The 25,680-nt window shown below is 69.2% G+C and carries 23 protein-coding genes; 11 read left to right on the plus strand and 12 right to left on the minus strand.

Going from position 1 to position 25,680, the window contains the following annotated elements:
- Window positions 1-867, minus strand: an 867-nt coding sequence (locus tag MMR14E_RS03025; RefSeq protein WP_331312750.1) for a glycosyltransferase family 2 protein, incomplete at its 3' end; no start/stop codon positions are given.
- A 552-nt stretch (window positions 868-1,419) separates the two neighbouring features.
- Between MMR14E_RS03025 and MMR14E_RS29145 the strand changes: the two genes are divergently transcribed.
- Window positions 1,420-1,626 (plus strand): hypothetical protein, encoded by a 207-nt coding sequence (locus tag MMR14E_RS29145; RefSeq protein WP_419539295.1) that lies wholly within the window; start codon window positions 1,420-1,422, stop codon window positions 1,624-1,626.
- Here the strand turns inward: MMR14E_RS29145 and MMR14E_RS03035 are convergent.
- The 9 genes from MMR14E_RS03035 to MMR14E_RS03075 all read right to left on the minus strand — a co-directional run bounded on the left by MMR14E_RS03035 (window position 1,623) and on the right by MMR14E_RS03075 (window position 12,843).
- Window positions 1,623-2,099, minus strand: coding sequence for a carbon monoxide dehydrogenase subunit G (locus tag MMR14E_RS03035; protein WP_331312751.1), 477 nt, complete (start codon window positions 2,097-2,099; stop codon window positions 1,623-1,625). The two genes, MMR14E_RS29145 and MMR14E_RS03035, sit on opposite strands and share 4 nt — an antisense overlap.
- Before the next feature lie 47 nt (window positions 2,100-2,146).
- On the minus strand, window positions 2,147-2,899 hold the full coding sequence (locus MMR14E_RS03040) for an ABC transporter ATP-binding protein (protein WP_331312752.1): 753 nt from the start codon (window positions 2,897-2,899) through the stop codon (window positions 2,147-2,149).
- A complete protein-coding gene (locus MMR14E_RS03045; RefSeq protein ID WP_331312985.1) occupies window positions 2,896-3,702 on the minus strand; it encodes an ABC transporter ATP-binding protein in 807 nt (268 codons plus the stop codon). The genes MMR14E_RS03040 and MMR14E_RS03045 overlap by 4 nt, the downstream gene beginning before the upstream one ends.
- A gap of 29 nt (window positions 3,703-3,731) precedes the next feature.
- Window positions 3,732-4,673: a branched-chain amino acid ABC transporter permease gene (locus MMR14E_RS03050; RefSeq protein WP_419539299.1), complete on the minus strand. Its 942-nt coding sequence runs from the start codon at window positions 4,671-4,673 to the stop codon at window positions 3,732-3,734.
- Between the two features lie 60 nt (window positions 4,674-4,733).
- Window positions 4,734-5,633 (minus strand): branched-chain amino acid ABC transporter permease, encoded by a 900-nt coding sequence (locus MMR14E_RS03055; RefSeq protein WP_331312754.1) that lies wholly within the window; start codon window positions 5,631-5,633, stop codon window positions 4,734-4,736.
- 34 nt (window positions 5,634-5,667) lie between these two features.
- Window positions 5,668-6,903 carry an ABC transporter substrate-binding protein gene (locus MMR14E_RS03060; protein WP_331312755.1) on the minus strand — a complete coding sequence of 412 codons (1,236 nt, stop codon included), beginning with the start codon at window positions 6,901-6,903 and terminating at the stop codon, window positions 5,668-5,670.
- 206 nt (window positions 6,904-7,109) lie between these two features.
- A complete protein-coding gene (locus MMR14E_RS03065) occupies window positions 7,110-9,494 on the minus strand; it encodes a xanthine dehydrogenase family protein molybdopterin-binding subunit (RefSeq protein WP_331312756.1) in 2,385 nt (794 codons plus the stop codon).
- Entirely contained in the window at window positions 9,491-10,018 is a 528-nt protein-coding gene (locus MMR14E_RS03070; protein WP_331312757.1) for a (2Fe-2S)-binding protein, read from the minus strand. Before MMR14E_RS03070 ends, MMR14E_RS03065 begins: the two co-directional genes overlap by 4 nt.
- Window positions 9,970-12,843, minus strand: a complete 2,874-nt coding sequence (locus MMR14E_RS03075) for an ATP-binding protein (RefSeq protein WP_331312758.1) — start codon at window positions 12,841-12,843, stop codon at window positions 9,970-9,972. Before MMR14E_RS03075 ends, MMR14E_RS03070 begins: the two co-directional genes overlap by 49 nt.
- 295 nt (window positions 12,844-13,138) lie before the next feature.
- On the opposite strand from MMR14E_RS03075, the gene urtA reads away from it, so the two are divergent.
- The 10 genes from urtA to MMR14E_RS03125 all read left to right on the plus strand — a co-directional run bounded on the left by urtA (window position 13,139) and on the right by MMR14E_RS03125 (window position 22,659).
- Window positions 13,139-14,407 carry an urea ABC transporter substrate-binding protein gene (gene urtA, locus MMR14E_RS03080; RefSeq protein ID WP_331312759.1) on the plus strand — a complete coding sequence of 423 codons (1,269 nt, stop codon included), beginning with the start codon at window positions 13,139-13,141 and terminating at the stop codon, window positions 14,405-14,407.
- Window positions 14,408-14,497: 90 nt separating this feature from the next.
- Window positions 14,498-15,424: an urea ABC transporter permease subunit UrtB gene (gene urtB, locus MMR14E_RS03085; RefSeq protein ID WP_012322399.1), complete on the plus strand. Its 927-nt coding sequence runs from the start codon at window positions 14,498-14,500 to the stop codon at window positions 15,422-15,424.
- Window positions 15,425-15,437: 13 nt separating this feature from the next.
- Window positions 15,438-16,607: an urea ABC transporter permease subunit UrtC gene (gene urtC, locus MMR14E_RS03090; protein WP_331312760.1), complete on the plus strand. Its 1,170-nt coding sequence runs from the start codon at window positions 15,438-15,440 to the stop codon at window positions 16,605-16,607.
- 7 nt (window positions 16,608-16,614) lie between these two features.
- The gene (gene urtD, locus MMR14E_RS03095) at window positions 16,615-17,400 is read left to right on the plus strand and encodes an urea ABC transporter ATP-binding protein UrtD (RefSeq protein ID WP_020090547.1); all 786 of its coding nucleotides are present in this window, start codon (window positions 16,615-16,617) and stop codon (window positions 17,398-17,400) included.
- Between the two features lie 2 nt (window positions 17,401-17,402).
- Entirely contained in the window at window positions 17,403-18,167 is a 765-nt protein-coding gene (gene urtE, locus MMR14E_RS03100) for an urea ABC transporter ATP-binding subunit UrtE (protein ID WP_331312761.1), read from the plus strand.
- Between the two features lie 9 nt (window positions 18,168-18,176).
- Window positions 18,177-19,196: an alpha/beta fold hydrolase gene (locus MMR14E_RS03105; protein ID WP_331312762.1), complete on the plus strand. Its 1,020-nt coding sequence runs from the start codon at window positions 18,177-18,179 to the stop codon at window positions 19,194-19,196.
- A 63-nt stretch (window positions 19,197-19,259) separates the two neighbouring features.
- Window positions 19,260-20,489 carry a formamidase gene (gene fmdA / locus MMR14E_RS03110; RefSeq protein ID WP_012322394.1) on the plus strand — a complete coding sequence of 410 codons (1,230 nt, stop codon included), beginning with the start codon at window positions 19,260-19,262 and terminating at the stop codon, window positions 20,487-20,489.
- Window positions 20,490-20,615: 126 nt separating this feature from the next.
- Window positions 20,616-20,933: a zinc ribbon domain-containing protein gene (locus MMR14E_RS03115; protein ID WP_331312763.1), complete on the plus strand. Its 318-nt coding sequence runs from the start codon at window positions 20,616-20,618 to the stop codon at window positions 20,931-20,933.
- Window positions 20,934-20,977: 44 nt separating this feature from the next.
- Entirely contained in the window at window positions 20,978-22,033 is a 1,056-nt protein-coding gene (locus tag MMR14E_RS03120; RefSeq protein ID WP_331312764.1) for an aliphatic amidase, read from the plus strand.
- A gap of 56 nt (window positions 22,034-22,089) precedes the next feature.
- Window positions 22,090-22,659 (plus strand): ClpP family protease, encoded by a 570-nt coding sequence (locus tag MMR14E_RS03125; protein WP_331312765.1) that lies wholly within the window; start codon window positions 22,090-22,092, stop codon window positions 22,657-22,659.
- A gap of 102 nt (window positions 22,660-22,761) precedes the next feature.
- Here the strand turns inward: MMR14E_RS03125 and MMR14E_RS03130 are convergent, their stop codons facing one another.
- Both MMR14E_RS03130 and MMR14E_RS03135 read right to left on the minus strand, forming a co-directional pair.
- The gene (locus tag MMR14E_RS03130) at window positions 22,762-23,610 is read right to left on the minus strand and encodes an oxidoreductase (RefSeq protein WP_331312766.1); all 849 of its coding nucleotides are present in this window, start codon (window positions 23,608-23,610) and stop codon (window positions 22,762-22,764) included.
- Between the two features lie 27 nt (window positions 23,611-23,637).
- Window positions 23,638-25,599, minus strand: coding sequence for a cytochrome C oxidase Cbb3 (locus MMR14E_RS03135; protein ID WP_331312767.1), 1,962 nt, complete (start codon window positions 25,597-25,599; stop codon window positions 23,638-23,640).
- Between the last annotated feature and the right edge of the window lie 81 nt (window positions 25,600-25,680).

Genomic DNA, 25,680 nt, shown 5'->3' on the forward strand with positions numbered 1-25,680 from the left:
GGCCGCGGCCCGCGCGCGCGGCGCGCGCCCGGTCGCCAGGACCGCCCATCGCGCGCGCATGGCCCGGCTGAACAGGGACGCCGAGCGGTCCTCGATCTCGTTGCGGTCGAGCAGATCGAAGCGCAGCGCCAGGGCGTCGAGCCGGGGACCGCGCGGGCTGCCCGCGCTCGGCAGGCGCATCCGGGCCGAGAACTCGCCCCAGGTCTTGCACTGATAGTGGTTGAGCTGGATGCCGCCGTAGGCGATCCGGTCCGCCATTCCGGTCGTGCCGGCCGCGACATCGGTGAAGTCCGAGAGCGTGCGTCGTCCGGCCGCCAGAACCACCTCGTGCACCTGCACGCCCCGGACGTGCTCGGACCGCGCGAGCGTCTTGTAATGGGCCTGATAGGCCCAGTCGGACGGAGCGCAGCGCTGGAAAGCCTCCGTCACGAACCCGTATCCCCGCGCGGTCACGCCGGATGAGCCGAACGAGCGCCAGTTGACGTGGACGGCCGAGACATCGTCCGGCACCCGGGCGAGATACCGGGGTAGCGCGCCGTCCTGCCAGGGCACGAGGAACTCGTCGATATCGAGGAACGCCACCCACGGCGTGGCCACCAGGGCCATGCCGGCCGTGTAGGCCGCGATCTGCGGTGACACGCCGTCGAGAGCTGCGACCGCGTGAAGGGAAATGGCCGGATCGGCGGCCGCCGCGCGGGCCACGATCGCGGGCGTGTCATCGGTGCTGCCGTGATCGAAGACGAGGATCCGGCTGAAACCGACGGCGCGATGGAAGGCCAGCCATTCCGCGATGTAGAACGCCTCGTCGCGGGCGATCGCGATGAGTGTGCAGTCGAATCGCTCGGCTACGATACGCCTATTCGCCATGGATTTCATACTCGAGAACCCGAACGGACTCAGGATATAAAATCATTTTCTCAAAGAATGATGGCAAAAACCGGATCACAGAGCTAATATTTGTTACGAAATGTATCGAATACAGATCATACGGGATTTATTGGAAGGCTGTCAATATATCAGCTAGGTGATTGGCGCTCACCAATGTTGATCGGACGCGGTGGGCCTGCCTACTGTCAGGTCTGACAGGGCTCTGAACGGGCCGGTGTGTTCGGTCGGGAGTAGTAGTCTACAGAGCCCGGGAGGCCGGACACATCCCCGCATCGACCATTCGCGCGACGACGATCCGCCCTTCACGGCGGGCCGGCGGCCGGCGGTGCTGCATCCAGAGATGAAGATTTTCGATCCGGCAATCCTGTCCGGCCACGATAAGCATAATTGTATATATTTACGGAAATTAAATTCACGATTTACATACTTGCGCGCATATTGACGCCATACGCTCAGATATTAGACAATATATAACGCGAAGATCGCCGATATCTACTGGCCCAAGACCGAGCCGACCATGCCATGAGATGAGTGCTCCATGTCCTCCGGTATCCCCCTGTCGGCCGCGACGCGCCGGAGAACCTGCTCTCGCTTCAGGACAACGCCCAGCTGATGGCGACCACCCAGAACCGGCTCGCGCCCGGCAAGACGGTCAACTCCGCCCAGCAGGGCGTCCTCAAGTTCCTGCGCCGAATCTCGACCCCGAGATCGACCCGGAGACCGGGTCGGCGGATCTAGGCCTCGGCCGCCCGCGGCGCGACCGGGTCGCCGGGCGCCCCGAGCGCGGCGGCGAACTTGCCGAAGAACTCGTCGGCGAGCTTGCGGGCGGTCGCCTGCATGAGTCGGCCACCCAGCGTCGCGATCTTGCCGCCGACCTCCGCCTTGGCGGTGTAGGTCAGGAGCGTCTCGCCGCCCTCGGCCGCGAGGCTGACCGCGGCGCGGCCCTTGGCGAAGCCCGCCATGCCGCCGTTGCCCTGACCGACGAGGCTGTAGCCCTCGGGGGGGCGCAGATCCTCCAGGCGGACCGTGCCCGCGAAGGTCGCCGAGACCGGCCCGATCTTGAGGGCGACCTTGGCGGTCATCTCCTCCGGGGAGACCTGCACCAGCTCCTTGCAGCCGGGGATGCAGCGGGCGAGCACCTCCGGATCGTTCAGCGCCGCCCAGACGGCCTCCCGCGCGACCGGGATCCGATACGCGCCAGCGATGTCCATCCTGATCTCCTCCTGACTCTGCGCCGCCCACCGGCCGGTGCGGGCACTCAGACCGCGCAGTAGCGCGCCTGGATCTCGGGATCGTCCCGCAGCGCGGGCGCGGGGGCGTGGTAGACGACGGCGCCGCCGTCGACGATGTAGACGCGGTCGGACACGTCGAGGGCGAGCTCGACGTTCTGCTCCACGAGCAGGATCGTGGTGCCGGCCCGCTTCATCGCGACGAACTGCGCGAACATCTCCTCGACCAGGATCGGCATGATCCCCTCCGAGGGCTCGTCGAGGAGCACCATCACGGGCTCGGCCATGAGCGCCCGGGCGATGGCGAGCATCTGCTGCTCGCCGCCCGACATCGTGATGGCCTCCTGCTTCAGGCGCTGCTTCAGCCGCGGGAAGGTCTCGGCGATCACCTCGATGCGCCGCGCCTCGTCGCGGCGCGTCGCGCGCGCGCCCCGTCCTGCCCCCTTGGCGGCCAGGATGCCGAGGCGCAGGTTCTCCTCCACGGTCAGCCCCGGCACGATGCGCCGCTCCTCCGGCACGTAGGCGAGGCCCCGGTGGAAGCGCTCGTGGGGCGGCCGGTGGAGGATGTCGGCGCCCGCGAAGGTCACGCGCCCCTCGCGCTTCGCCACGAGGCCCATGATCGCCTTCAGCGTGGTGGTCTTGCCGGCGCCGTTGCGGCCGACCAGCGTGACGATCTCGCCCGGGCGCACCACCAGCGACAGGCCCTGCAGGATGTGGGAGTGGCCGTACCACGCCCGCAGGTCCTCGACCGCCAGGAGCGGCTGCGTGACGGCGGTGCTCATGCGGTCCCGCCCGTGATCTTGCCCGCCGTGTTGCCCAGGTAGACGCGGCGCACCTCGGGATGCCCCCGGATGTCGTCGGGGCTGCCCTCGGCCAGGAGCTGGCCCTGGTGGAGGACGACGAGGCGCCGGCACAGGCCCATGACGAGCTTCATCTTGTGCTCGACGAGGATCAGCGTCCGGGTCTCGGCGAGGCGCTGCACGAGGTCCATCATCTCGCGCGTCTCCTCGGGGCTCATCCCGGCGGTCGGCTCGTCGAGGAGGAGGAGGCTCGGCTCGGCGGCCAGCGCCACCGCGATCTCCAGGGCGCGCTGCTCGCCGTGGGCGAGTTCGCGGGCGAGGCGATCCATCCGGGCGCCGAGCCCGACCTCGCCGAGGAGTTCCCCGGCCCGCTCCGCCAGTTCGGGATAGGCCGCGCGATCCCGGAAGAGCGCGAAGCGGACCCGCCGGGCCTGGGCGGCCACCCGCACGTTCTCGCGCACCGTGAGGTTCGGGAAGACGTTGGTGATCTGGAACGACTTGGCGATGCCCATCCGGGCGAAGGCGTGCGGGGCCGCGCCGGTGATGTCGCGCCCGCGGAACAGGACCCGTCCCTCGCTTGGCGGGAAGGCGCCCGAGATCAGGTTGAAGAAGGTCGACTTGCCCGCCCCGTTCGGCCCGATGATCGCGGTGATGCCGCCCTCCGGAAACGCGACGGTGACGTCGGACAGGGCGCGGAAATGCCCGAACCGCTTGCCGAGTCCCTCGGTGGCGAGGATCGGCGGCGCCGCACTGGACGCCGCACTGGAGGCCGCAGCGGACGCCATGGCCGGCGCGGCGATGACCGGGGCGACGCTCACCATCCGGCCCTCCTCAGGCGGGCCAGCACCTCGCCCCAGATGCCGAGCGGCAGGAACAGCACGAAGGCGATGAAGACGGCGCCGACGATGAGCTGCCAGTGGCTCGTCACGGTGGCGAGCCCGTCCTGCAGGAGCGCGAAGGTGGCCGCCCCCACGAAGGGTCCGAAGAAGGTCCCCATACCGCCGAGCAGCGCCATCATCACGGCCTGGCCGGAGGTCGAATAGTGCATCGTCTCGATCGGCACGATCGAGAGGTGGATTGCCTGGAGCCCGCCCGCGAGGCCGCACAGGGCCCCGGAGATCACGAAGGCCGCGAGCTTCATGCGGCGCACGTCGTAGCCGCAGGCCTGCGCCCGGCCCTCGTTCTCGCGGATCGCCTCGAGGGCGGCCCCGAAGGGCGACGACAGGAGGCGCGAGAACAGCCAGACCGCGACGCCGACGACGGCCAGCGCGGCGTAGTACTTCACCACCGGGTCGAGGAGATTGAGGCTGAAGCCCGGCAGGGCGAGCGCCGGCACGTTGATGCCGCGCAGGCCGTTCTCGCCGCCGGTGAAGGGCTCCGCCTGGTAGAACGCGTAGTAGACGCACATCGACAGCGCGAGCGTCGTCATCGCGAAGTAGATGCCGCGGGTGCGGATCGCCAGCACGCCCATGACGGCCGCGATCAGGGTGGCGAGCAGCGTGCCGGCGACGAGCGCCAGGGCCGGATGCAGCCCGTAATGGACGATGGCGATGCCGCAGCCGTAGGCCCCGCCGCCCAGGAAGGCGGCGTGGCCGAAGGACAGGAGCCCGGTATAGCCGAACAGCAGGTTGAACCCGAGGGCGTAGAGCCCGAGCACCAGGATGTTCACCGCGAGGGCCTGGTAGGGGGCGATCCAGGGGAACACGAGCAGGACGGCGAGCGTCAGGGCGACGCGGTGCCGGCCGCACCACGCCAGCCGGCTGGGCCGCCGGAAGGGCGCCTCCCTCCGTGACGGCGGGGGCAGGGGCGCGGGCGCTCATCCGAGGGCTCCGGCCCGGCCGAGGAGGCCCCGGGGCCGCACGAGCAGCACCAGGGCCATGAGGGCGAAGATCGCCATCTTGGTCATGTCGGGGGCGACGAGCGACGTCATCGCCACCACGATCCCGACGATCAGCCCGGCGAGCACGGCCCCGGCCAGCGAGCCCATGCCGCCGACCACCGTGACCACGAAGGCCTCGGCCAGAACCGGAACCCCCATCTCGGGCGTGACGCCCTGCAGGGGCGCGGCGAGGATGCCGGCGAGCCCGGCGAGCGCGCAGCCCAGGGCGAAGACCGCGAGCCAGACCTTGGTGATCTCGATCCCGAGCACCTGCACGATCTGCGGGTCGCGGGCGCCGGCCCGGATCACGAGGCCGAAGGGCGTGCGCTCGATGAACAGCCACAGGGCACCGACCACCACCAGCGCGAAGCCGATCAGGAACAGCCGGTAGAGGGGGAAGTAGCCGATGCCGATATCGACCGCGCCGCGCAGCTCGGGCGGCGCGCCGAAGGGCAGCCCGGTCAGCCCGAAGGCGATGCGCACGCTCTCGACCATCACGTAGGACAGGCCGAAGGTGAGGAGCAGCGGATCGTCGATGCCGCGCCCGTAGAGGGGGCGCACGAGCACGCGCTCCACGGCGAGCCCGAGGAGCCCCATCGCCAGCGGCGCCGCGACGAGGCTGAGCCAGAAGCTGCCGGTGTAGCCGTACAGGAAGACGCCGACATAGGCGCCGACCATGAAGAACGCGCCGTGGGCGAAATTGACGACGTTCATCAGCCCGAAGATCAGCGACAGGCCGATGCCGACGAGCACGTAGATCGCCCCCAGCGCGACGCCGGTCACGAGCTGGAGGGCGAGGAGATCGAGGGGGAAGCCGCCGATCGTGAGGTCGCTCAAGGCCGCGTCCTCCCGCGGGTTCGCAGGGCGCGCCTCACGCCTTGTGGCCCAGCTCGTCGCAGCCGCGCAGGAAGCGCTCGTCGGGCCCCTCCGTACCCAGGATCGTGAAGACGTCGTCCGCAGTCTTCATGTCCTTCGACTTCGCCTCGACGATCAGGACCGACTGCACCGACTGGTGGTCGCATTTCCGGAAGCTCTGCGGACCCTTGTAGAAGTCGGCCTTCAGGGCCTCCATGGCGGCCACGACCTTGTCGGTCTCGACCGACCCGGCGGCCTTCACGCCCTCCAGCACCGAGCGGACGCCGGCATAGCCCAGCGCCCCGTAATCCGACGGCACGGCACCGTTGTAGGCCGCGCGGAACCGGTCGTTGAACGCCTTCGCGGAGGGCACGCTGTCCTCCAGGCGCCAGTAGTAGGAGGTGCCGCCGATCACGCCGTCGAAGGCGTCGCCGCCGGCCTTGCGGGCGGTGAAGAGCAGGACCGGCGCGACGAGCTTGGTGGTGCGCTTCAGGCCGAACTCGGTCGCCTGCTGGATCGAGACGACCTGGTCCCGGCCGAAATTGCACAGGCAGAGCACGTCGGGCTTGAGCGCGGCGATCCGGGGCAGGAAGGCCGAGTAGTCGGAGGCGCCGATCGGGTGGCGGATGTCGGCCACGACCTCGATGCCCGAGGCCTCGCCGGCACGCTTGAAGCCGCGCACCATCTCGTGGCCGTAGGCGTAGTCGGCGCTGAGGAAGGCGACGCGCTTGCCCGATTTCGGGAAGACGTAGCGGCCGACCGCGCCCGCGGTCATGTGCGGGTTCAGGGCCTCGTGGAAGGTGGTGCGGCCGAAATCCTTGGCCTCGTTGATCGCGTCGGACTGGCTGATCGAGTTGTAGATCACGCCGCGCTCGCGGGCGACGTTGTTGATCGACAGCGTGACCGCCGCCGAGAGGCCGCCGACCAGGAAGTTGACCTTGTCCTTCTCGATCAGCTCGAGGGTCCGAGTCGCGGCCTCGCCGGGGTTGAGCTTGTCGTCGCGCACGAGGAGTTCGGCGTTGCGGCCCTGGAAGCCGCCGGCCGCGTTGAACGCCTGGACGGCGAGCTGGGCGGCGCGGACCTGATCGTTCGCCTCGGCCCCGAAGGCGCCGGTGAGCGGGACGGGGAAGCCGATGCGGATCGGGCCATCTTGCGCGACAGCGGAGCGCAGGAGCGCCGGGGCGGCGAGTGCCAGCGCGGATGCGGCGGCGCTGCCCCGGAGCAGCCGGCGCCTGTCGAAGCCCGTTCCCATTCCCGTCCCTCCGTTGGCGTGTCCTCGTCGGGACCGGTCTCTTGAGCGGACCGTGCCCCGTGGTGGTCGATGTGTCCTGACCCGACAGGGTCATCCGTCCTCGCGAGCGCAGCGAAGCGATCCAGGGATTCGCCACGTTCGGCAGCGTCCCGCTGCCCTGGGTTGCTTCGCTGCGCTCGCAAGGACGGGGAAGCCCGCAGCCGGTTTCAAATCAGTCCCAGCGTCTCCAGCACCACCTCGGGCGTCACCGGCTGACGGGAGACACGCGCCTCGAACGGCCGGAGCGCGTCGTTGATGGCGTTGACGACCGCCGCCGGCGCGCCGGCGGTGCCGGCCTCGCCCGCGCCCTTGGCGCCGATCTCGGACGACGCGGTGGCCGAGACCACGTGGGCGACCGCGATGTCGGGCATCTCGCCGGCCATCGGGACGAGGTAGTCGGCCATCGACCCGTTCAGCAGCTGGCCGGCGCCGTCGTAGAGGCAGTGCTCGAACAGGGCGCCGCCGATCCCCTGGACGATCCCGCCGCGGATCTGCTCGTCGACGAGGAGCGGGTTGAGCACCGTCCCGCAATCCTCCACGCACCAGTGCTTGAGCAGCCGCACGAAGCCGGTCTCGGTGTCGACCTCGACGTAGGAGGCCTGCACGCCGTTGGTGAAGGCGAAGGGGTAGTCCTTGGGCACGTAGTGCCGGGTCGCCACGAATTCCGGCTGCACCCCCGGCGGCAGCGTGTCGGGGCGGAAGTAGACGATGCGGCCGAGTTCCGCGAGCGGCATGCGCTCGGTCCCGGTGCCTGCATCCACCACGGCGCCGTCGCGCACGTCGAGGTTTCCGGGGTCGGCCTGCAGGATCGCGCCCGCCACCGCCAGGACGTTGCCGCGCAGCGCCTTGCCGGCCTGCCACGCGGCCTCGCCGCCGATGCCGGCCCCGCGCGACGCCCAGGTGCCGCCGCCGTAGGGCGTCGCCTGCGTGTCGCCCGAGATCACCCGGACCCTGTCCATCGGCACGCCCGTGGCGGTGGCCACGATCTGCGCGATGATGCCCTCGGTGCCCTGGCCCTGCTCGGTGACGCTGACCGACGCGACGACGCCCCCCTGGGGATCGAGCCGGATCGTGCAGCCGTCCTGGGACGAGATGCGCGCGCCGCCGACCCCGTAGAAGGCCGCCGACGGGTTGGTGATCTCGATGAAGGCCGCGAGGCCGATGCCCCGGTAGATCCCCCGCTTCCGGAGGTCCGCCTGCTCGGCGCGCAGGCCGTCATAGTCCATCATCGCCCTGAGCTTGGCGAGCGCCGCCTGGTGGGACAGCTTCTCCAGCTTGATCCCCGAGACGCCCGCGCAGGGATAGGCGTCGTCGGGGATGACGTTCCGCTCGCGCACGGCCAGGGGATCGAGGCCGAGCCGGGCGGCGCCCAGGTCGACGAGCCCCTCGGCGACCATCGTGGCGATCGGGTGGCCCACCGCCCGGTACTGGCAGGTGGGCGCCTTGTTCTGGAGCACGACGCGGGCGCGGGCCCTGTAGTGCTGATGGCGATAAGGGCCGCCGGTCAGGTTGACGACCTGGTTGGCCTCGACCGCGCTGGTGCGCGGGTAGACCGAGTAGGGCCCGATGCCCGTGAGGTCGTCCATGTCGAGGGCGAGGATGTCGCCCGCGGCCGAGAAGGCCATCCGGGCCGTGACCCGGTGGTCCCGGGCGTGGATGTCGCTCTGGAAGCTCTCCAGCCGGTCGGCGACGAACTTGACCGGGCGCTTGAGCATCAGCGCCAGCGCGCAGGTCGCCATCTCGTCGGGGTAGATGTGGACCTTGATCCCGAAGGAGCCGCCGACATCCTTGCAGATGACCCGCACCGCCCCCTCGGGGAGGGCGAGGTGCTTGCACAGGATGTCCTGCATCATGTGCGGCGCCTGGAAGGAGTGGTGGACGGTCAGCATCCCGTCCGCCGCCGCCCAGTCGGCCAGGATCGCCCGCGGCTCCAGGCACACCCCCGTGTGCCGGCCGAACTGGAAGGTCTCCTCGACCACCAGGGCCGCGTCGCGGAAGGCCCCCTCGACGTCGCCGACGTCGAGGACGCGCTCGAAGGCGAGGTTGTCGCCGAGCTCGGCGTGGATCGCGGGCGTCGCCGGATCGAGCGCCGTCTCCATGTCGACCACGGCGGGGAGGGGATCGAACTCGACCATGATGGCGGCCAGCGCGTCCTCGGCCTCGGCCCGGCTGCGGGCGACGACCGCGCAGAACGGCTCGCCGACCCAGGTCACCCGGTCGAGGGCCAGGGCGTGCTGGGGCGCCGAGCGCAGCCCCTTGAAGTGCCCGAGCACGCCGACCCAGGGCGTGCAGACCTCCGCGAGTTCGGGGCCCGTCACCACGGCGATGACGCCGGGCATCGCCCTGGCGTCCGCGGAGTCCAGCGCGACGATGCGGGCGTGGGCGTGGGGGCTGCGCAGGAAGGCGACATGGCCCAGGCGGGCGATGGCCACGTCGTCCACGTAGACGCCCCGGCCCTCGAGGAGGCGCCGCGCGTTCGGCCGCGGGACCGAGCGGCCGATATAGCTGTTCGGCCGGTCGAGGAAAGTGAGGCCGCCCGGATCCGCGCTCATTCGGCGGCCTCCCGGCCGGGATCCCGGCGACCTTGCCGGCGCGCCTCGGCGGTCGACGCGATGGCGTCGACGATGGCGTGGTAGCCGGTGCAGCGGCAGTAATTGCCCGCGATCGCCGCGCGGATGGCGTCGCGCGAGGTTGGCGCCTCCGCGTCGTCCAGGAACTCGGCGGCCGTCACCAGCATGCCGGGGGTGCAGTAGCCGCACTGCAGGGCGTTGCGGGCGTGGAAGGCGTCCTGCAGGTCGCGGATGCGCCCGCTCTCGGTCAGGCCCTCCACGGTCTCGACCGTGGCGCCGTCGGCCTGGACGCCGAGCATCAGGCAGGACCGCACCGCCCGGCCGTCGACCAGGACCGTGCAGGCGCCGCACACGCCGTGCTCGCAGCCGAGATGCACGCCGGTGAGGCCGAAGGACTGGCGCAGCAGGTCGCCGAGATGCATCCGGGCCGGGACATGCGCCCGCACGGCCTCGCCGTTCAGCGTGAAGGCGACCGCGTGCGCGCGGTCCGGGCTCTCAGACGCCATCGGGGCCGCCCTCCTGCGCGGTGCCGGCGCGCAACCGGGCCGCCACGCGGCCGAGGATCACGCGGGCGAGGTGGAGCCGCGTCGCGGCCCGGGTCGTCGGATCGTNGCGCGGGCGGCGCGATCGGCGCGGGCTGGGCCACGGAGGCCAGCATCAGGCGCAGCCGCGCCTGCGTGCCGCCGCCGGGGGCGGCGGTCACGGTGATCTCGCCGCCCAGGAGCTGCGCCAGCAGGTTGGCGATGGTCAGCCCGAGTCCGGTCCCCGGCGTGCTGCGGGCGGCCGGGGTCGAGCCGCGCTCGAACGGCTCGAAGATCCGCGCGAGGTCCGCCTCCGGGATGCCCGGCCCGGTGTCGCGGATCGTGAACACCGCGATCTGGCTCCGGTAACTCAGGTCCAGCGACACCGTGCCGGCTTCCGTGAACTTGATGGCGTTCGACAGCAGGTTGAGCAGCACCTGCCGCAGGCGCTTCTCGTCGGTGGCGACCACCGCGGGCAGGATCTCGGGCCGTGAGAACCGGAACTCGAGCCCGGCCTCCCGGGCCTGGAGGCGGACCATATCGACCAGCTGGTCCAGGAAGTCGGTCAGCCGGACCTCGTCGCGGTGGATCTGGAGGCGCCCGGCCTCCATGCGCGAGATGTCGAGGAGGCCGTCGATCAGGCCCGACAGGTGCTGGGCACTGCGCCGGATCACCCGCAGGCCGTTGACACGGTGAGCCGGGATCGCCGGGTCGGATTCGAGGAGCTGCGCGTAGCCGAGCACGGTGGAGAGCGGCGTGCGCAGCTCGTGGCTGATCCCGACCACGTAGCGGCTCTTGGCCTGATTGGCGGCCTCGGCCCGCTCCTTGGCCTCCTGCAGCTTGGCGTCGGTGACCTTATGGGCGGCGATCTCGGCCTGGTAGAGCGCGGTCTGGCGCATCGTCTCGGCCTGGGCGACGCGCCGGCTCTCCTGCGCGAGCACGAACAGCCACGCCACGACGCCGAGGATCACCACCAGGGTGAAGAACACGCTGGTCAGCGCCGTGCGCAGGAACTCGCGATTCTCCGGGTGGGCGATCGTCGCGCCCGCGTGCACGATGCCGAGAATCAGCCCGATCACCGCGCAGAGCGTCAGCATCACCGCGAGGTAGCGGCCGAGCGGGGCGCCGATCCAGGCAGCGGTGCGGCCCGGCAGGATCCGCGCGACGGCGGCCTGCGCCTGCACCTCCAGGCGTCCGTGGGGCTTGCACAGGTCGCCGCAGCGGGCGTCGAGCGAGCAGCAGAGGGAGCAGATCGGCGCGTCGTAGGCCGGACAATGGGCCATGTCCTCGCCCTCGAAGGGCAGTTCGCAGACCCGGCAGACCACCTCGGCCGCGCCCCAATCCCGCTTCGGCGTCCGGGCGAGATACCAGCGCCCGGCGGTGGCCCAGGCGATCGCCGGGGCCGCGCAGAACGCGATGGCGAGGGTGAGCAGCGGCGCGAAGGGCTGCAGGGTCGCGCCGAGCCAGCCGACATAGGCCGCGCCTCCGGCCGCGAGGGCCAGCGCCATGGCGCCGGTCCCCACCGGGTTCACCGCGTAGAGATGGGCGCGCTTGAACTCGATGCCGGGGGGCGAGAGGCCGAGCGGCTTGTTGACCGCGAGGTCGGCGGCCAGCGCCCCGACCCAGGCCGAGACCACGGAGGCGTAGAGCGGCAGCGTGCTCTCGATGGTCTTGTCGATACCGAGCTCCATCAGGAGCACCGCGATGGCGACGTTGAACACGAGCCAGACCACCCGCCCCGGATGGCTGTGGGTCAGGCGCGAGAAGAAGTTCGACCACGCGATCGAGCCGGCATAGGCGTTGGTGAGATTGATCTTGAGCTGAGAGACGAGAACGAACAGCCCGGTGAGCAGCAGGGCCGCCCGGGTCCCCTCCCCCGTCAGGTAACCGAACGCGACCGCGTACATGCGGGTCGGCTCGGCGGCGTGCTCGGCGGGGACGCCGTGGCCCAGCGCCAGGACCGCCAGTGCGGCGCCGAGCAGGATCTTCAGCATCCCCGGCAGGATCCAGCCGGCGCCCCCCGCCAGGACGGCGAGCCACCAGCGGCGGTCGCGCGGGCCCTCCGGCTCCGGAACGAAGCGCAGGAAGTCGACCTGCTCGCCGACCTGAGCGAGCAGCGCCAGCAGGACGCCGGTGGCCAGGCCGAAGCGCGCGAGATCGAAACCGCCCCCGCCGCCGTCGAGGCCCGGGAAGCCAGCGAGCGCCCGCAGCGGCGCCGCGCCCTGCGCCGCCACGAAGATCAGCGGCAGCAGGCTCAGGCCGAGCCAGATCGGCTGGGTCCAGATCTGGAACCGACTGATCAGCCGGATCCCGTAGACGACCAGGGGAATCACCGCCCCGGCGCAGAGCAGGTAGCCGACGCCGAGCGGCAGCCCGAAGCAGAGCTGCAGCGCCAGCGCCATGATCGCCGCCTCGATGGCGAAGAACAGGAAGGTGAAGCTCGCGTAGATCAGCGACGTGACGGTCGAGCCGAGATAGCCGAAGCCCGCGCCCCGGGTGAGCAGGTCCATGTCGACGCCGTAGCGGGCGGCGTAGACCGTGATCGGTGCCGCCGTGGCGAAGATGATCAGCCCGACGACCAGCACGGCGGCAACCGTGTTGGGAAAGCCCGCGGTGAGCGCCAGCGTCCCGCCGATCGCCTCCAGCGCCAGGAACGAGATCGAGCCGAGGGCGGTCTGCGCCACCTCGAGGCTCGACCAGCGCCGCGCCTTCTTGGCGGTGAACCGGAGGGCGTAATCCTCCAGCGTCTCGTCGGCGACGAAGCGGTTGTAGTCCCGACGGATGGGGATGATGCGCTGCGGACCGCTCATCGGGCCCCGGCCGGCACGATGCGGCCGCCGCGCCCCGGCGTCACTCTCGGCTCGGTCACGCACGGGCGGCCGCGCGACGCGCGCGCGCGCGAAACACCGGACACCGGTGCGGTGCCCTCACCCTGCGCGCTCTCAGCCACCCCGACCTCGAAGTATTCCGTCGCGATGGTGCAGCGCATGCAAGAGCACGGCCATACGCAAAATCGCGTATAGGCCGCACCGCAACCCAGGACCTAGCCTGCGCTCGTCGATCCGGGCCGCCTCTCAAGACCCGGACGCGAACAGGGTCAGGCACATGGCAGACGACACCGAGACCGGCGCCGATCACGGCTTGCGCTCCCCGCTGCGGCGCAGGCTGCTCATGGGGTTGGCGGGCGCCCCGGCACTGGCGCTGTTGCCGCGCACCGCGTGGGCGGCGCCGCCGACCTCGGCGGTGAACACCACGGGCCTCGCGGTGACCGACAGCGAGGTGACGGTCGGGATCCTGCACTCGATCACCGGCACCATGGCGATCTCCGAGACGGGCGCGCAGGAAGCGGAGAAGCTCGCGATCCAGCAGATCAACGACGCCGGCGGCGTGCTCGGCCGCAAGATCAAGATCATCCAGGAGGACGGCGCCTCCGACTGGCCGACCTTCGCCGAGAAGGCCAAGAAGCTGCTGGTCAACGACCACTGCGCCGCCGTGATGGGCTGCTGGACCTCGGCCTCGCGCAAGGCGGTGCTGCCGGTGTTCGAGCAGTATAACGGCCTCCTGTACTACCCGACCTTCTACGAGGGCCTGGAGCAGTCGAAGAACGTCTTCTACACCGGCCAGGAGGCGACGCAGCAGATCCTCGCCGGCCTCGACTGGGTCCACAAGGAGAAGGGCGGCGACAGCTTCTACTTCATCGGCTCGGACTACATCTGGCCGCGCACCTCCAACAAGATCGCCCGCAAGCACGTCGAGAACGTGCTCAAGGGCAAGGTCGTCGGCGAGGAGTACTTCCCGCTCGGCCACACCCAGTTCAACTCGGTGATCAACAAGATCAAGCTGACAAAGCCGAAGGTGATCTTCGCCGACGTCGTCGGCGGCTCGAACGTGGCGTTCTACAAACAGCTGAAGGCGGCGGGCATCGACCTGTCGAAGCAGGTGCTGATGACGATCTCGGTCACCGAGGACGAGATCGACGGCATCGGCGGCGAGAATATCGCCGGGGCCTATGCCTGCATGAAGTACTTCCAGTCGATCGACAACGAGAACAACAAGGCCTTCGTGGCCGCGTTCAAGAAGATGTGGGGCGAGAAGACCGTCATCGGCGACGTGACGCAGGCGGCCTATCTCGGACCGTTCCTGTGGAAGATGGCCTGCGAGAAGGCCGGCTCGTTCGACGTGGACAAGGTGGTGGCGGCCTCGCCGGGGATCGAGTTCAAGGGCGCGCCGGAAGGCTACGTCAAGATCGACGAGAACCATCACCTCTGGTCGAAGACGCGGGTCGGCCGGGCGAAGACCGATGGTCAATTCGAGATCGTCTACACCAGCCCGGAGCTGATCAAGCCGGATCCTTTCCCGAAGGGATATCAGTAAGCGCACCGGTTCTTCCCTCCCCCCTCTGCGGGGGAGGGAGAGCGGCGCGGGCTTCAGTCGCGTAGTCTCTCTCGCAGAAGGCCGAAAGACATGCTCGGCGACTATTCCCTCGGCGACCTCGGCGCGATCTTCGCCATGCAGGGTTTTGCCGGCCTGATCCTGTTCTCCGTCTACCTGCTGATGGCGCTGGGGCTCGCGATCATCTTCGGCCAGATGGGCGTGATCAACATGGCGCACGGGGAGTTCATGATCCTCGGCGCCTACGTCACCTATCTCTGCTCGACCTTCTTTCAGACCTACCTGCCGGCGCTCTTCCCGATCTATTTCTTCATCGCGATGGGCCTGGCGTTCCTCGCCTCCGGGGCCTTGGGGATGCTGGTGGAATGGGGCCTGATCCGGTTCCTCTACAAGCGCCCCCTCGACACGCTGCTGGCCACCTGGGGCCTGTCGCTGATCCTCCAGCAGGCTTACCGGTCGATCTTCGGGGCCCGCGAGGTCGGCGTCGAGCTGCCGTCCTGGCTGATCGGTTCCGTGCAGGTCACCGACACGATCGAGATCCCGATCAACGGCCTGTTCGTCATGGCCGTCACCATTCTGATCACCGTCAGCGTCGCGCTGCTGATCTTCCGCTCGCGCTTCGGTCAGCAGGTCCGCGCCGTCATGTCGAACCGCGCCATGGCGGGGGCGGTCGGCATCGATACCGAGAAGGTCGACCGCTACACGTTCGGACTCGGCTGCGGCATCGCGGGCATCGCCGGCTCGGCCTTCACGATGATCGGCTCGACCGGACCGACCTCGGGCCAGCTCTACATCGTCGACACCTTCCTGATCGTGGTGTTCGGCGGCGCCGCGAGCCTGCTCGGCACCATCGCGTCGGCCTTTTCGATCTCCCAGACGCAGTCGACCCTGGAGTTCTTCCTCTCCGGCTCGATGGCCAAGGTGATCACCCTGCTGGCGGTGGTCGGCATCCTGATGCTGAGGCCGCAGGGCCTCTTCACCCTCAAGGTCCGGCGCTGAGGATATTTTCCCGATGACGAACCCGGTCCAGACGCTCACCAAGTCGGTCACCGTCAACGACAACCCGTTCATGAAGCCGGTCGAGTGGCTGAGCTTGGCTCTGCTGGCCGGGGTGATCCTGGTGGTCCTGCCGCTGGCCCTTGACGCCTTCCGCCTCAACCTCGTCGGCAAGTACCTGACCTACGCCTTCGTGGCCCTCGGGCTGGTGATCTGCTGGGGCTACGCGGGCATCCTGTCGCTCGGCCAGGGCGTGTTCTTCGGCCTCGGCGGCTACTGCATGGCGATGTACTTGAAGCTGGAGGCTTCCAGCATCGAGAACACCAAGATCCAGTCCACGCCCGGCATCCCGGACTTCATGGACTGGAACCAGATCACGGCGCTGCCCTGGTTCTGGCAGCCGTTCAAGAGCCTGCCGCTGACGCTGATCCTGGCGGTCGCCGTCCCGGTCCTGTTCGCGATGCTGATCTCCTTCGCGATGTTCAAGCGCCGGGTCGGCGGCACCTACTTCGCGATCATCACCCAGGCGATCGCCGCGATCCTGACGATCCTGATCGTCGGCCAGCAGGGCTACACCGGCGGCATCAACGGCATCACCGACCTGCGCACCCTCCACGGCTGGGACATCCGCACCGACGGCGCCAAGACCATCCTGTATTTCGTCAACGGTGGCCTGCTGATCGCCTGCATCCTGGCGGCGCAATACGTCAAGAAGTCGAAGCTCGGCCGCATCCTCGTCGCCATGCGCGACAAGGAGGACCGGGTCCGCTTCTCCGGCTACTCGGTGGCGGGGTTCAAGGTCTTCGCCTTCTGCTTCGCGGCCGGGTTGGCGGCCATCGGCGGCGCGATGTTCACCCTGCAAGTGGGGTTCATGTCCCCATCCTTCGTCGGCATCGTCCCCTCGATCGAGATGGTGATCTACGCCGCGGTCGGCGGGCGGCTGTCCCTGTTCGGCGCGGTCTGGGGTACGCTGCTCGTCAACTGGGCCAAGACCAGCTTCTCCGAGAGCTTTCCGGACCTCTGGCTGTTCGGCCTCGGCGCCCTGTTCATCGCCGTGGTGCTGGCCTTCCCGAACGGCCTCGCGGGGATCTGGCGGGAGCACATCGAGCCCCGCCTCACGCGCCGCGCCAAGAGCCTGCAGGCGCCCGCGCCCGCCATCGCCCCCCATGGCGCCCCGGCCGAGTGAGTTTCCCATGAACGCCGCGATCCTCTCCTCCCCCGTGGTCGGCGCCGAGGCCGCCCCGCCCGACTATCTCCTCGCCGTCGAGGCGCTGACGGTCTCGTTCGACGGGTTCAAGGCGGTGAACGACGTGTCGTTCTACGTCGATCCGGACGAGATCCGGGTGATCATCGGGCCGAACGGCGCCGGCAAGACCACGGTCCTCGATCTGATCTGCGGGCGCACCCGGGCCAGCGCCGGCTCCATCAAGTACAAGGGCCAGGAGCTGACCAAGCTCTCCGAGAGCGCCATCGTGCAGGCCGGCGTCGGCCGCAAGTTCCAGACGCCGTCGATCTACGACGACCTGACGGTGTTCGAGAACCTGGAGATCTCGTTCCCCCGCGGCCGCTCGGTCTTCGGCGCGCTGACGTTCAAGCGGGACGCGGAAGTCCGCGACCGGATCCACGCCATCGCCGAGACGATCTTCCTGAAGGACCAGCTGAAGGAGCGGGCCGAGTTCCTGAGCCACGGCCAGAAGCAGTGGCTGGAGATCGGCATGCTGCTGATCCAGGACCCGGAGCTGCTGATGCTCGACGAGCCGGTGGCCGGGATGAGCGTCGGCGAACGGATCAAGACCGCCGAGCTGCTCAACCAGATCATCAAGGGCCGCTCGGTGCTGGTGATCGAGCACGACATGAAGTTCGTCGAGGACATCGCCCACCGGGTGACCGTGCTGCACCAGGGCAAGGTGCTCTCCGAGGGTTCGATGGAGCGGGTCAAGAATGACCCGAAGGTCATCGAAGTTTATTTGGGACATTAGCCATGGCGTCGCTTCAGACCGCGCACGTAAGCCCCGCCCAGGCGCCCCCGCTCGCTACGATTCCATCCGCCGCGCCGGCGCTCGCCGTCGAGGACCTGCACGCCGCCTACGGCCAGAGCGAGGTCCTGCACGGGCTCACCTTCTCGGTGGCGCCCGGCGAGATCGTCGCCGTGATGGGCCGCAACGGCATGGGCAAGACCACGCTCATGAAGACTCTGATGGGCCTCGTGCCGGTCAAGGCCGGCTCGATCCAGGTCGAGGGCGCGGACGTCGCCGGGCTGAAGAGCCACGCTCGGGTCGCCAAGGGCCTCGCCTACGTGCCGCAGGGCCGCATGATCTTCTCGACCATGACGGTCCAAGAGAACATCGAGACCGGCCTGACGGTCACCGGCGCCCGCAAGGTGCCGCAGGATCTCTATGACATGTTCCCGGTGCTCCTGGAGATGAAGGGACGGCGCGGCGGCAACCTCTCGGGTGGGCAGCAGCAGCAGCTCGCCATCGCCCGGGCGCTGGCGAGCCGGCCGAAGGTCCTGCTCCTCGACGAGCCCACCGAGGGCATCCAGCCCTCGATCATCCGCGAGATGGGCCGGACCCTCAAGAAGATCCGCGACGCGCGCGGCCTCTCCATCGTGGTGTCCGAGCAGGTCCTGAGCTTCGCCCTCGACGTCGCCGACCGGGTGATCGTGCTGGAGAACGGGTCCATCGTCCACGAGGCCCCGCGCGACGGGATCGACGAGGCCGCCGTCGCCCGATTCCTGTCGGTCTAGGGGCACAGCATGGCCGATCACGAGATCTTCGAACTCGGCGACTTCGTCCTCCAGTGCGGCAAGACGCTGCGCGCGGCCAAGCTCGCCTACAAGACCTTCGGGACGCTGAGCCCGGCCAAGGACAACGCGATCGTCTACCCGACCTGGTACTCCGGCCAGCACACCGAGAACGAATGGCTGATCGGCCCCGGCAAGGCGCTCGACCCGGACAAGTACTTCATCATCATCCCGAACATGTTCGGCAACGGGCTCTCGTCATCGCCGAGCAACACGCCCGCGCCCTGGAACGGGCCGCGCTTTCCCAACGTCACCGCCTACGACAACGTTCGCGCCCAGCACCGCCTCGTCACCGAGCATTTCGGCATCGAAAAGCTCGTCCTCGTCACCGGCTGGTCGATGGGCGCACTCCAGACCTACCACTGGGCGTCGATGTATCCCGACATGGTGCCGAAGATCCTGCCGTTTCAGGGCTCGGCCAAGTGCTCCCGGCACAATTACGTTTTCCTGGAGGGCGCCAAGGCGGCGCTCCAGGCCGACGCCGCCTGGGCGGAGGGCTGGTACACGAGCCCGCCGACCCGGGGCCTGCGCGCCTTCGGCCGGGTCTACGCGGGCTGGGGTCTCTCGCAGACCTTCTACCGGCTCGAAGCCGACATTACCCACATGGGCTACGCCTCGCTGGAGGACTTCCTGATCGGGTTCTGGGAAGGCTTGTTCTACGAGCGCGACGCCAACAACCTGCTCGCCATGCTGTGGACGTGGCAGCACGGCGACATCAGCGCCAACGACACCTTCAAGGGCGACTTCAAGGCCGCGCTCGGCGCCATCCGCGCGAAGGCGATCCTGATGCCCGCCTCGACCGACCTGTATTTCCCGCCCGAGGACAACGCCATTGAGGCGGCCGCCATGCCGAACGCGGAGCTGCGCGTGATCGACACGTGGTGGGGCCACTTCGCGGGCGGGCCCGGCACCAGCCCGGACGACATCAAGGTCCTCGACGACGCGCTCAAAGAGCTGCTCGCGAGCGGGTGAGAGACGCGCAGCGGCGCGCGGACGGGGCCTGCCCCGGTAGAGTCAGGGAGCTGGAGACACGAGATGCCCGAGACGCTGATCAAGGTCGATCTCACGCAATCGGCCTACGACAACGACATGGTGCACAACCGCTGGCACCCCGACATCCCGATGGTCGCCTATGTGAAGCCGGGCGCGGACTTCATCGTCGAGACCTACGACTGGACCGGCGGCTTCATCAAGAACAACGACTCCGCCGACGACGTGCGCGACATCGACCTGTCGATCGTGCACTTCCTCTCGGGGCCCATCGGCGTCGAGGGCGCCGAGCCCGGCGACCTGCTGGTGGTCGACCTCCTCGACATCGGCGCCAAGCCCGAGAGCCAGTGGGGCTTCAACGGCTTCTTCTCGAAGAAGAACGGCGGCGGCTTCCTCACCGAGCACTTCCCGCAGGCCCAGAAATCCATCTGGGACTTCGAGGGCATGTTCACGAAATCCCGCCACGTCCCGGGCGTGCGCTTCCCGGGCCTGATCCATCCCGGCCTGATCGGCTGCCTGCCCGATCCCAAGATGCTGGAGACCTGGAACACCCGCGAGAAGGCGCTCTACGACACCGACCCGGAGCGCGTGCCGGCGCTCGCCACCCTGCCCTTCGGCCCGACCGCCCATATGGGGCGGCTCAAGGGCGACGCGAAGGACGCGGCCGCCGCCACCGGCGCCCGCACGGTCCCGCCCCGCGAGCATGGCGGCAATTGCGACATCAAGGATCTGTCGCGCGGCTCGAAGATCTACTTCCCGGTCTACGTGCCCGGCGCCGGCCTCTCCATGGGCGACCTGCACTTCAGCCAGGGCGACGGCGAGATCACCTTCTGCGGCGCCATCGAGATGGCCGGCTGGGTGCACCTCAAGGTCGAGCTGATCAAGGACGGCATGGCCAAGTACGGGATCAAGAACCCGATCTTCAAACCGTCACCGATCACGCCGAAATACGACGATCACCTGATCTTCGAGGGCATCTCGGTCGACGAAAGCGGTGGCCAGCACTACCTCGACGTCCACATCGCCTACCGGCAGGCCTGCCTGAACGCGATCGAATACCTGAAGAAGTTCGGCTACTCGGGCGCGCAGGCCTACTCGATCCTCGGCACGGCGCCGGTCCAGGGCCACATCTCGGGCGTCGTCGACATCCCGAACGCCTGCGCGACGCTCTGGATACCGACCAAGATCTTCGAGTTCGACATCAACCCGGGCGCCGACGGACCGACCAAGTTCCTCGACGGCTCGATCCAGATGCCGCTCTCGCCGGATCTGTGACGCTCTGATCGCCCGGTGGGCACGCCGTGCTCACCGGACGCGACCTGCCTCCTCTCCCGCGCGGGAGAGGGGACCCGCGCTAGACCCGACCGCTTTCTGAACCGGCGGCCTTCCTGAGAGCACCCCATGCCCGTCTACGACTACGCCTGCGAGGCCTGCGGGCCCTTCACGGTGATGCGGCCGATGGCGGAATTCCGCGAGCCGCATGACTGTCCGGATTGCGGGACCACGAGCCAGCGGGCCTTCCTCACCGCGCCGCGCATCGCCGGCATGGATGCGGGGCTGCGGGCCGCCCACGCCACCAATGAGCGCAGCCGCCACGCGCCCAAGCGCTCGGGCAGTCACGGAGCGGGCTGCGGCTGCTGCTCGCCCAAGAAGGCGGCCGCAGCGCCTGCCGCCGCCAAGAGCTTCCCGAAGGCGCGGCCCTGGATGATCAGCCACTGAGCCGAGCGTCCCAGGGATAATCAAGGTCAGGAGGACAACACGCCATGATGCACGGAGACATCTCGTCCAGCCAGGACAGCGTCGGCGTCGCCGTCGTGAACTATAAGATGCCGCGCCTGCATACCCGCGCGGAGGTGCTGGAGAATGCCAAGGCGATCGGCAAGATGATCGTCGGCATGAAGTCCGGCCTGCCCGGCCTCGATCTCGTGATCTTCCCCGAATACTCGACCCACGGCATCATGTACGACGCCGCCGAGATGTACGAGACCGCCTCGACGGTCCCGGGCGCCGAGACCGAGGTGTTCGCCGCAGCCTGCCGCGAGGCCAAGGTCTGGGGCGTGTTCTCGCTGACCGGCGAGCGCCACGAGGAGCACCCGAACAAGGCGCCCTACAACACCCTGATCCTGATGAACGACCAGGGCGAGATCGTTCAGAAGTATCGCAAGATCATGCCCTGGACGCCGATCGAGGGCTGGTACCCGGGCGACCGCACCTATGTGTCGGACGGACCGAAGGGCCTGAAGATCAGCCTGATCATCTGCGACGACGGCAATTATCCGGAGATCTGGCGCGACTGCGCCATGCGGGGCGCCGAGCTGATCATCCGCTGCCAGGGCTACATGTACCCGGCCAAGGAGCAGCAGGTCGTCATCTCGAAGGCGATGGCCTTCGCCAACAACACCTACGTGGCGGTGGCCAACGCGGCGGGCTTCGACGGCGTCTACACGTATTTCGGCCACTCGGCGATCATCGGCTTCGACGGGCGGACCCTCGGTGAGTGCGGCGAGGAGGAGATGGGCATCCAGTACGCCGCCCTCTCCAAGTTCCTGATCCGCGACTTCCGCGCCCACGGCCAGTCGGAGAACCACCTCTTCAAGCTCCTGCACCGCGGCTACACGGGCATGATCAACTCGAAGGAGAACCGGCACGGAATGTCGGAATGCCCCTACGACTTCTACCGGCGCTGGATCGAGGATCCCGACGGAACCCGCGACGCCGTCCGGGCCATTACCCGTCAGAGCGTCGGCACGGAGGAGTGCCCGATCGAGGGCATCCCGTTCGTGGGCAAGGGCGCGGGCGCGCCCGACCCGGCGCGCTGATCGACGGCCAGGCGCCGCGGGCGCGGCCCTGGGCCGGACATTGGACCAGGAGAACCATGGACACGACTCCCCTCGGCCCCACCGCCTTCAGGGCCCCCGCGGTGCTGCTCTCCGGCCCGGTCGACTACGACATGTACAAGGACTTCCGCCGCCAGCTCGACGCGGCGGCGGACCGCGAGATCGTCGTGATCGAGCTGACGACGCTCGGCGGCGATCCGGAGGTCGCGCGGATGATGGGTGAGGACATCCGATTCAACAGCGCGATGGACCCGAACCGGCGGTTCGTGTTCCTCGGCAAGGCGGCGATCTACTCGGCCGGCACCACCTTCATGAGCTTCTTCGCGAGGCCGAACCGCTACCTGACCTGCGGCACGCGGCTGATGATCCACGAGCGCAAGATGAACAAGCAGCTCCACGTCCAGGGTCCGCTCACCACCTGCATCGCCTCCGTGAAGGCGACGCTCAACGAGATCCTGTGCTCGATCGAGATCCAGAACGAGGGGTTTGCCAATCTCGTTGCGGGCTCGGACGTCACCCTCGACGAGGTGCTCGAGAAGGCGCCGGCCAACTGGTACCTGGAGGCCGAGGAGGCCAAGCGGCGCGGCCTGATCGAGGCGGTCATCTGAGCCGCGTCCTCGCGGACTCAGGCAAGCAATCCAGGGACGCGCGACATCGGCGCGCGTGGCGCCGCTGGATTGCTTCGCTCCGCTCGCGAAGACGGTGAGCCGTTACCCCTCCGGGTAATCGGCCCGGAGGCTCGTCTCGCGCCACGCCTCGATCTCGGTGATCCGCTGCTTCAGGCGCGTCGTCACCGCGTCGTAGCCCCAGCCGCCCAGCACGAGGTGGCGTGGCGGCTCCGCCGTCTCGGTCACCCGGATCATCGCCTCTCCGGCCCGCACGGGATCACCGGCCTGGGTGCCGCTCTTCTCAGACGTCGCCTTGAGGCGGGCGCCGGCGGTCTCGGCGTAGTCCGCGATCGCATTCGGTGTCTGGACCAGGGAGCGTCCGGCCCAGTCGGTGCGGAACGGCCCCGGCTCGATGCAGGTGACGCGGATGCCGAGCGGTCCGGCCTCGGCAGCGAGGGAATCCGAAAACCCTTCGACGGCGTGCTTGGTGGCGGCGTAGTATCCCGAGGCCGGGAAGCCCACGAAGCCCGCCACGGAGGTGACGTTGAGGATGTGGCCGGCGCGCTGCGCCCGCATCACCGGAAGTACCGCCCGGGTCAGGGCGAACAGCCCGAACACGTTGGCGTCGAACTGGGCGCGGATCTTGTCCTCCTCGCCCTCCTCGATGGAGGATTGATAGCCGTAGCCGGCATTGTTCACGAGCACGTCGATCCGGCCGAACGTGTCCATGGCAGCACGCACGGAATCGGCGATCTGGCCGGCCTCGGTCACGTCCAGGGACAGGGCCAGGACCCGGTCCTCGGCCCCCCGCGCGAGGTCGGCGACTTTGGCGCGGTCCCGTGCGGTCACGACGGCCTTCCAGCCGCGCCCGATGACGAGTTTGGCGAGTTCCAGGCCGAAGCCGGTCGAGCAGCCGGTGATGAACCAGACCGGAACGCTGTTCTGCGTCATGGCGTGTCCTGAACGCGTGTGGCGGGATCAGGGCGTCGCGGCCGGCTCCGTGAGGCGATCGACCGAGAGCAGGTAGGCGATCAGCGCCGTCTGCTCCTCGGCCGTCACACCGGATCCGGCATCCGCCCAGAAGGCGTGCCCCTTACCGGTAACGCGGGCGATCCGCGCGGTATCCGAGGCGGCGTTGGCGGCGATCACCTTGGCCCGCAGATCCCGGTCGACCAGGGCGCGCAGGCTGTTGGCGGGATCGGGAGCGACGCCCCGGTACAGCGTGCCCGGGACGCCGAGCTGACCCTCGGCATCGGGCCCGACCGCGACGCCGGAATCGTGCAGATACGGCGCCGTCCAGGCCAGACCCACGAGGTTCGGCACCTTGTAGCCGCCCTTGGTGCCACCCTGTCCCCAGGCGAGTTGCACCTGCGCGAGCGCCGCGCCCGAGAGCGGCACCGGGACGATGACCGGTTCGGCCGGGACCGGGAACGGCGTGTCGGTGGCGAACATCGCCGGCGCCGACAGGCGCGCCTCCATCTTGGCGCCTGCCCGCGCCCGGGTCGGCTCGGTGCCGATCTCGGCCTCCGGGACGACCCGGTGGTTGGTGAGTGCCGGCCCGGAATGGCAGGTCCCGCAGCCGGCCTTCTCGAACACCGCGCGGCCCGCGCGGATCCGATCCGGATCCTGACCGGCGGCCGGCGGGTGCAGCAGGTTCTGGAAGGCCGACATGGCGTTGTTGGCGTGGTTGACCGGCTCCCCGGGGACCGAGGTGAACAGGCCGTTGTCGGTGACGTAGTTGGTCGCCGGATAGGTCGGCAGCACCGCGTAGCTGTTCAGGCCCGGCGAGGCCGGGGTCGGATCGACGCTGCGCAGCACCTCCGACGGGCTCCGGCCCCCGTCCGGCCGGTAGCGGAACGCCTCGGTGGCCGACCCGCGCAGCACGATGCCGAGATACGTCTCCGGATCCATGCCGAACAACCAGGGCGCGGCGGCGGCGAGCTGGGTCGTGTCGGAATTGGCCGCGTGGACGTTGTTGTTGAGCGAGGACAGGCCGGCGAACGGCCCGATCGCCTCGCGCCCGCTCCAGCTGTAGGGCTCGCCATGGGCGGAGAAGCTCGACGGGATCGAGGTCGGGTTGGTGACGCGGTCGGCGGACGAGTCGAAGCTGCCCGGCGGCCAGCTCGCCACCTGCACCTTGGTGGCCGCCTCGACGGAAGCGGCGTCGGGAAGCGCCGGCCCCGTGCCGGTCGAGCCGGTGTGCTGCGGATCGGCGGAGGGCCGGGTGTCCGCCTCCGGAACGCTGGCGTGCATGAAGTAGGCCGAGGAGTTCTTGGCGAGCGCCATCAGCAGCCCGGCATTGAGGTCGGTGTTGGGCGCGCCCTCGACCACCTTGCCGGTGCCGGGATCGACCGCCGCGTGGCACAGGGCGCAGGTGATGCCCATGCGCAGGTGGCCGCGGTCGGAGAAGGTCTTGATCCCGATGATGAAGGCGCCGCCCTTCGGAACGTCGAGACCGGTCGGGACCAGCTCGCCCGTTCGGTAGACGCGGTCGCCGACCCGCACATCCCTGGCCATGGCAACCTGGAGATTGGTGGTGCCCTGCCCGCCGAGCTTCGCCACCGCCAGGGCGACGGCGCCGGGCGTCAGGCCGCCGTCGAGCATGCCCATGACGTCGGTGAGGAAGACCTCGTTGCCGAACGTCTCCTGATAGAAGGCCTGCCGACCGCGCTCGACCATGGCCGGATCGATCGCGACCGCGCCGCTCCTGGGTGAGAGTTCCTTCCGTCCGGCCTCGGTGCCGTTGAGCCTGTCGGCTTCCGCGCGCGAGACGCGGCGGCCGAGGATGTCGAAGGCGGTCTGGATCGGGTAGCGGTCCGGGTTGAGCAGGTCCCCTCGGTCGGGCATCGGCGCGTAGCTGAAGCGACCGAGGCTCAGCGTCGCGCCGGCCGCGACGGTCACGAGTCCGGCAGTGATCAGGATGCGGCGCGGCCAGCCCATGAGACGCGGATGTCCTTCCCGGCGCCCGCCCGCGGGGAAGCGGGACCGGAGGGCCGGGCCATTAACCGCCGGGCACTGCCA

Source organism: Methylobacterium mesophilicum, from assembly GCF_036441335.1.
Lineage (GTDB): Bacteria > Pseudomonadota > Alphaproteobacteria > Rhizobiales > Beijerinckiaceae > Methylobacterium > Methylobacterium mesophilicum_B.

What these genes read in the sequence shown, in the direction of transcription:
- MMR14E_RS03035 (WP_331312751.1), bottom strand. Translation starts at nt 2,099, where the DNA reads ATGGACATCGCTGGCGCGTATCGGATCCCGGTCGCGCGGGAGGCCGTC.
- MMR14E_RS03040 (WP_331312752.1), bottom strand. Translation starts at nt 2,899, where the DNA reads ATGAGCACCGCCGTCACGCAGCCGCTCCTGGCGGTCGAGGACCTGCGG.
- MMR14E_RS03045 (WP_331312985.1), bottom strand. Translation starts at nt 3,702, where the DNA reads ATGGCGTCCGCTGCGGCCTCCAGTGCGGCGTCCAGTGCGGCGCCGCCG.
- MMR14E_RS03060 (WP_331312755.1), bottom strand. Translation starts at nt 6,903, where the DNA reads ATGGGAACGGGCTTCGACAGGCGCCGGCTGCTCCGGGGCAGCGCCGCC.
- MMR14E_RS03065 (WP_331312756.1), bottom strand. Translation starts at nt 9,494, where the DNA reads ATGAGCGCGGATCCGGGCGGCCTCACTTTCCTCGACCGGCCGAACAGC.
- MMR14E_RS03070 (WP_331312757.1), bottom strand. Translation starts at nt 10,018, where the DNA reads ATGGCGTCTGAGAGCCCGGACCGCGCGCACGCGGTCGCCTTCACGCTG.
- urtA (WP_331312759.1), top strand. Translation starts at nt 13,139, where the DNA reads ATGGCAGACGACACCGAGACCGGCGCCGATCACGGCTTGCGCTCCCCG.
- urtB (WP_012322399.1), top strand. Translation starts at nt 14,498, where the DNA reads ATGCTCGGCGACTATTCCCTCGGCGACCTCGGCGCGATCTTCGCCATG.
- urtC (WP_331312760.1), top strand. Translation starts at nt 15,438, where the DNA reads ATGACGAACCCGGTCCAGACGCTCACCAAGTCGGTCACCGTCAACGAC.
- urtD (WP_020090547.1), top strand. Translation starts at nt 16,615, where the DNA reads ATGAACGCCGCGATCCTCTCCTCCCCCGTGGTCGGCGCCGAGGCCGCC.
- urtE (WP_331312761.1), top strand. Translation starts at nt 17,403, where the DNA reads ATGGCGTCGCTTCAGACCGCGCACGTAAGCCCCGCCCAGGCGCCCCCG.
- MMR14E_RS03105 (WP_331312762.1), top strand. Translation starts at nt 18,177, where the DNA reads ATGGCCGATCACGAGATCTTCGAACTCGGCGACTTCGTCCTCCAGTGC.
- fmdA (WP_012322394.1), top strand. Translation starts at nt 19,260, where the DNA reads ATGCCCGAGACGCTGATCAAGGTCGATCTCACGCAATCGGCCTACGAC.
- MMR14E_RS03115 (WP_331312763.1), top strand. Translation starts at nt 20,616, where the DNA reads ATGCCCGTCTACGACTACGCCTGCGAGGCCTGCGGGCCCTTCACGGTG.
- MMR14E_RS03120 (WP_331312764.1), top strand. Translation starts at nt 20,978, where the DNA reads ATGATGCACGGAGACATCTCGTCCAGCCAGGACAGCGTCGGCGTCGCC.
- MMR14E_RS03125 (WP_331312765.1), top strand. Translation starts at nt 22,090, where the DNA reads ATGGACACGACTCCCCTCGGCCCCACCGCCTTCAGGGCCCCCGCGGTG.
- MMR14E_RS03130 (WP_331312766.1), bottom strand. Translation starts at nt 23,610, where the DNA reads ATGACGCAGAACAGCGTTCCGGTCTGGTTCATCACCGGCTGCTCGACC.
- MMR14E_RS03135 (WP_331312767.1), bottom strand. Translation starts at nt 25,599, where the DNA reads ATGGGCTGGCCGCGCCGCATCCTGATCACTGCCGGACTCGTGACCGTC.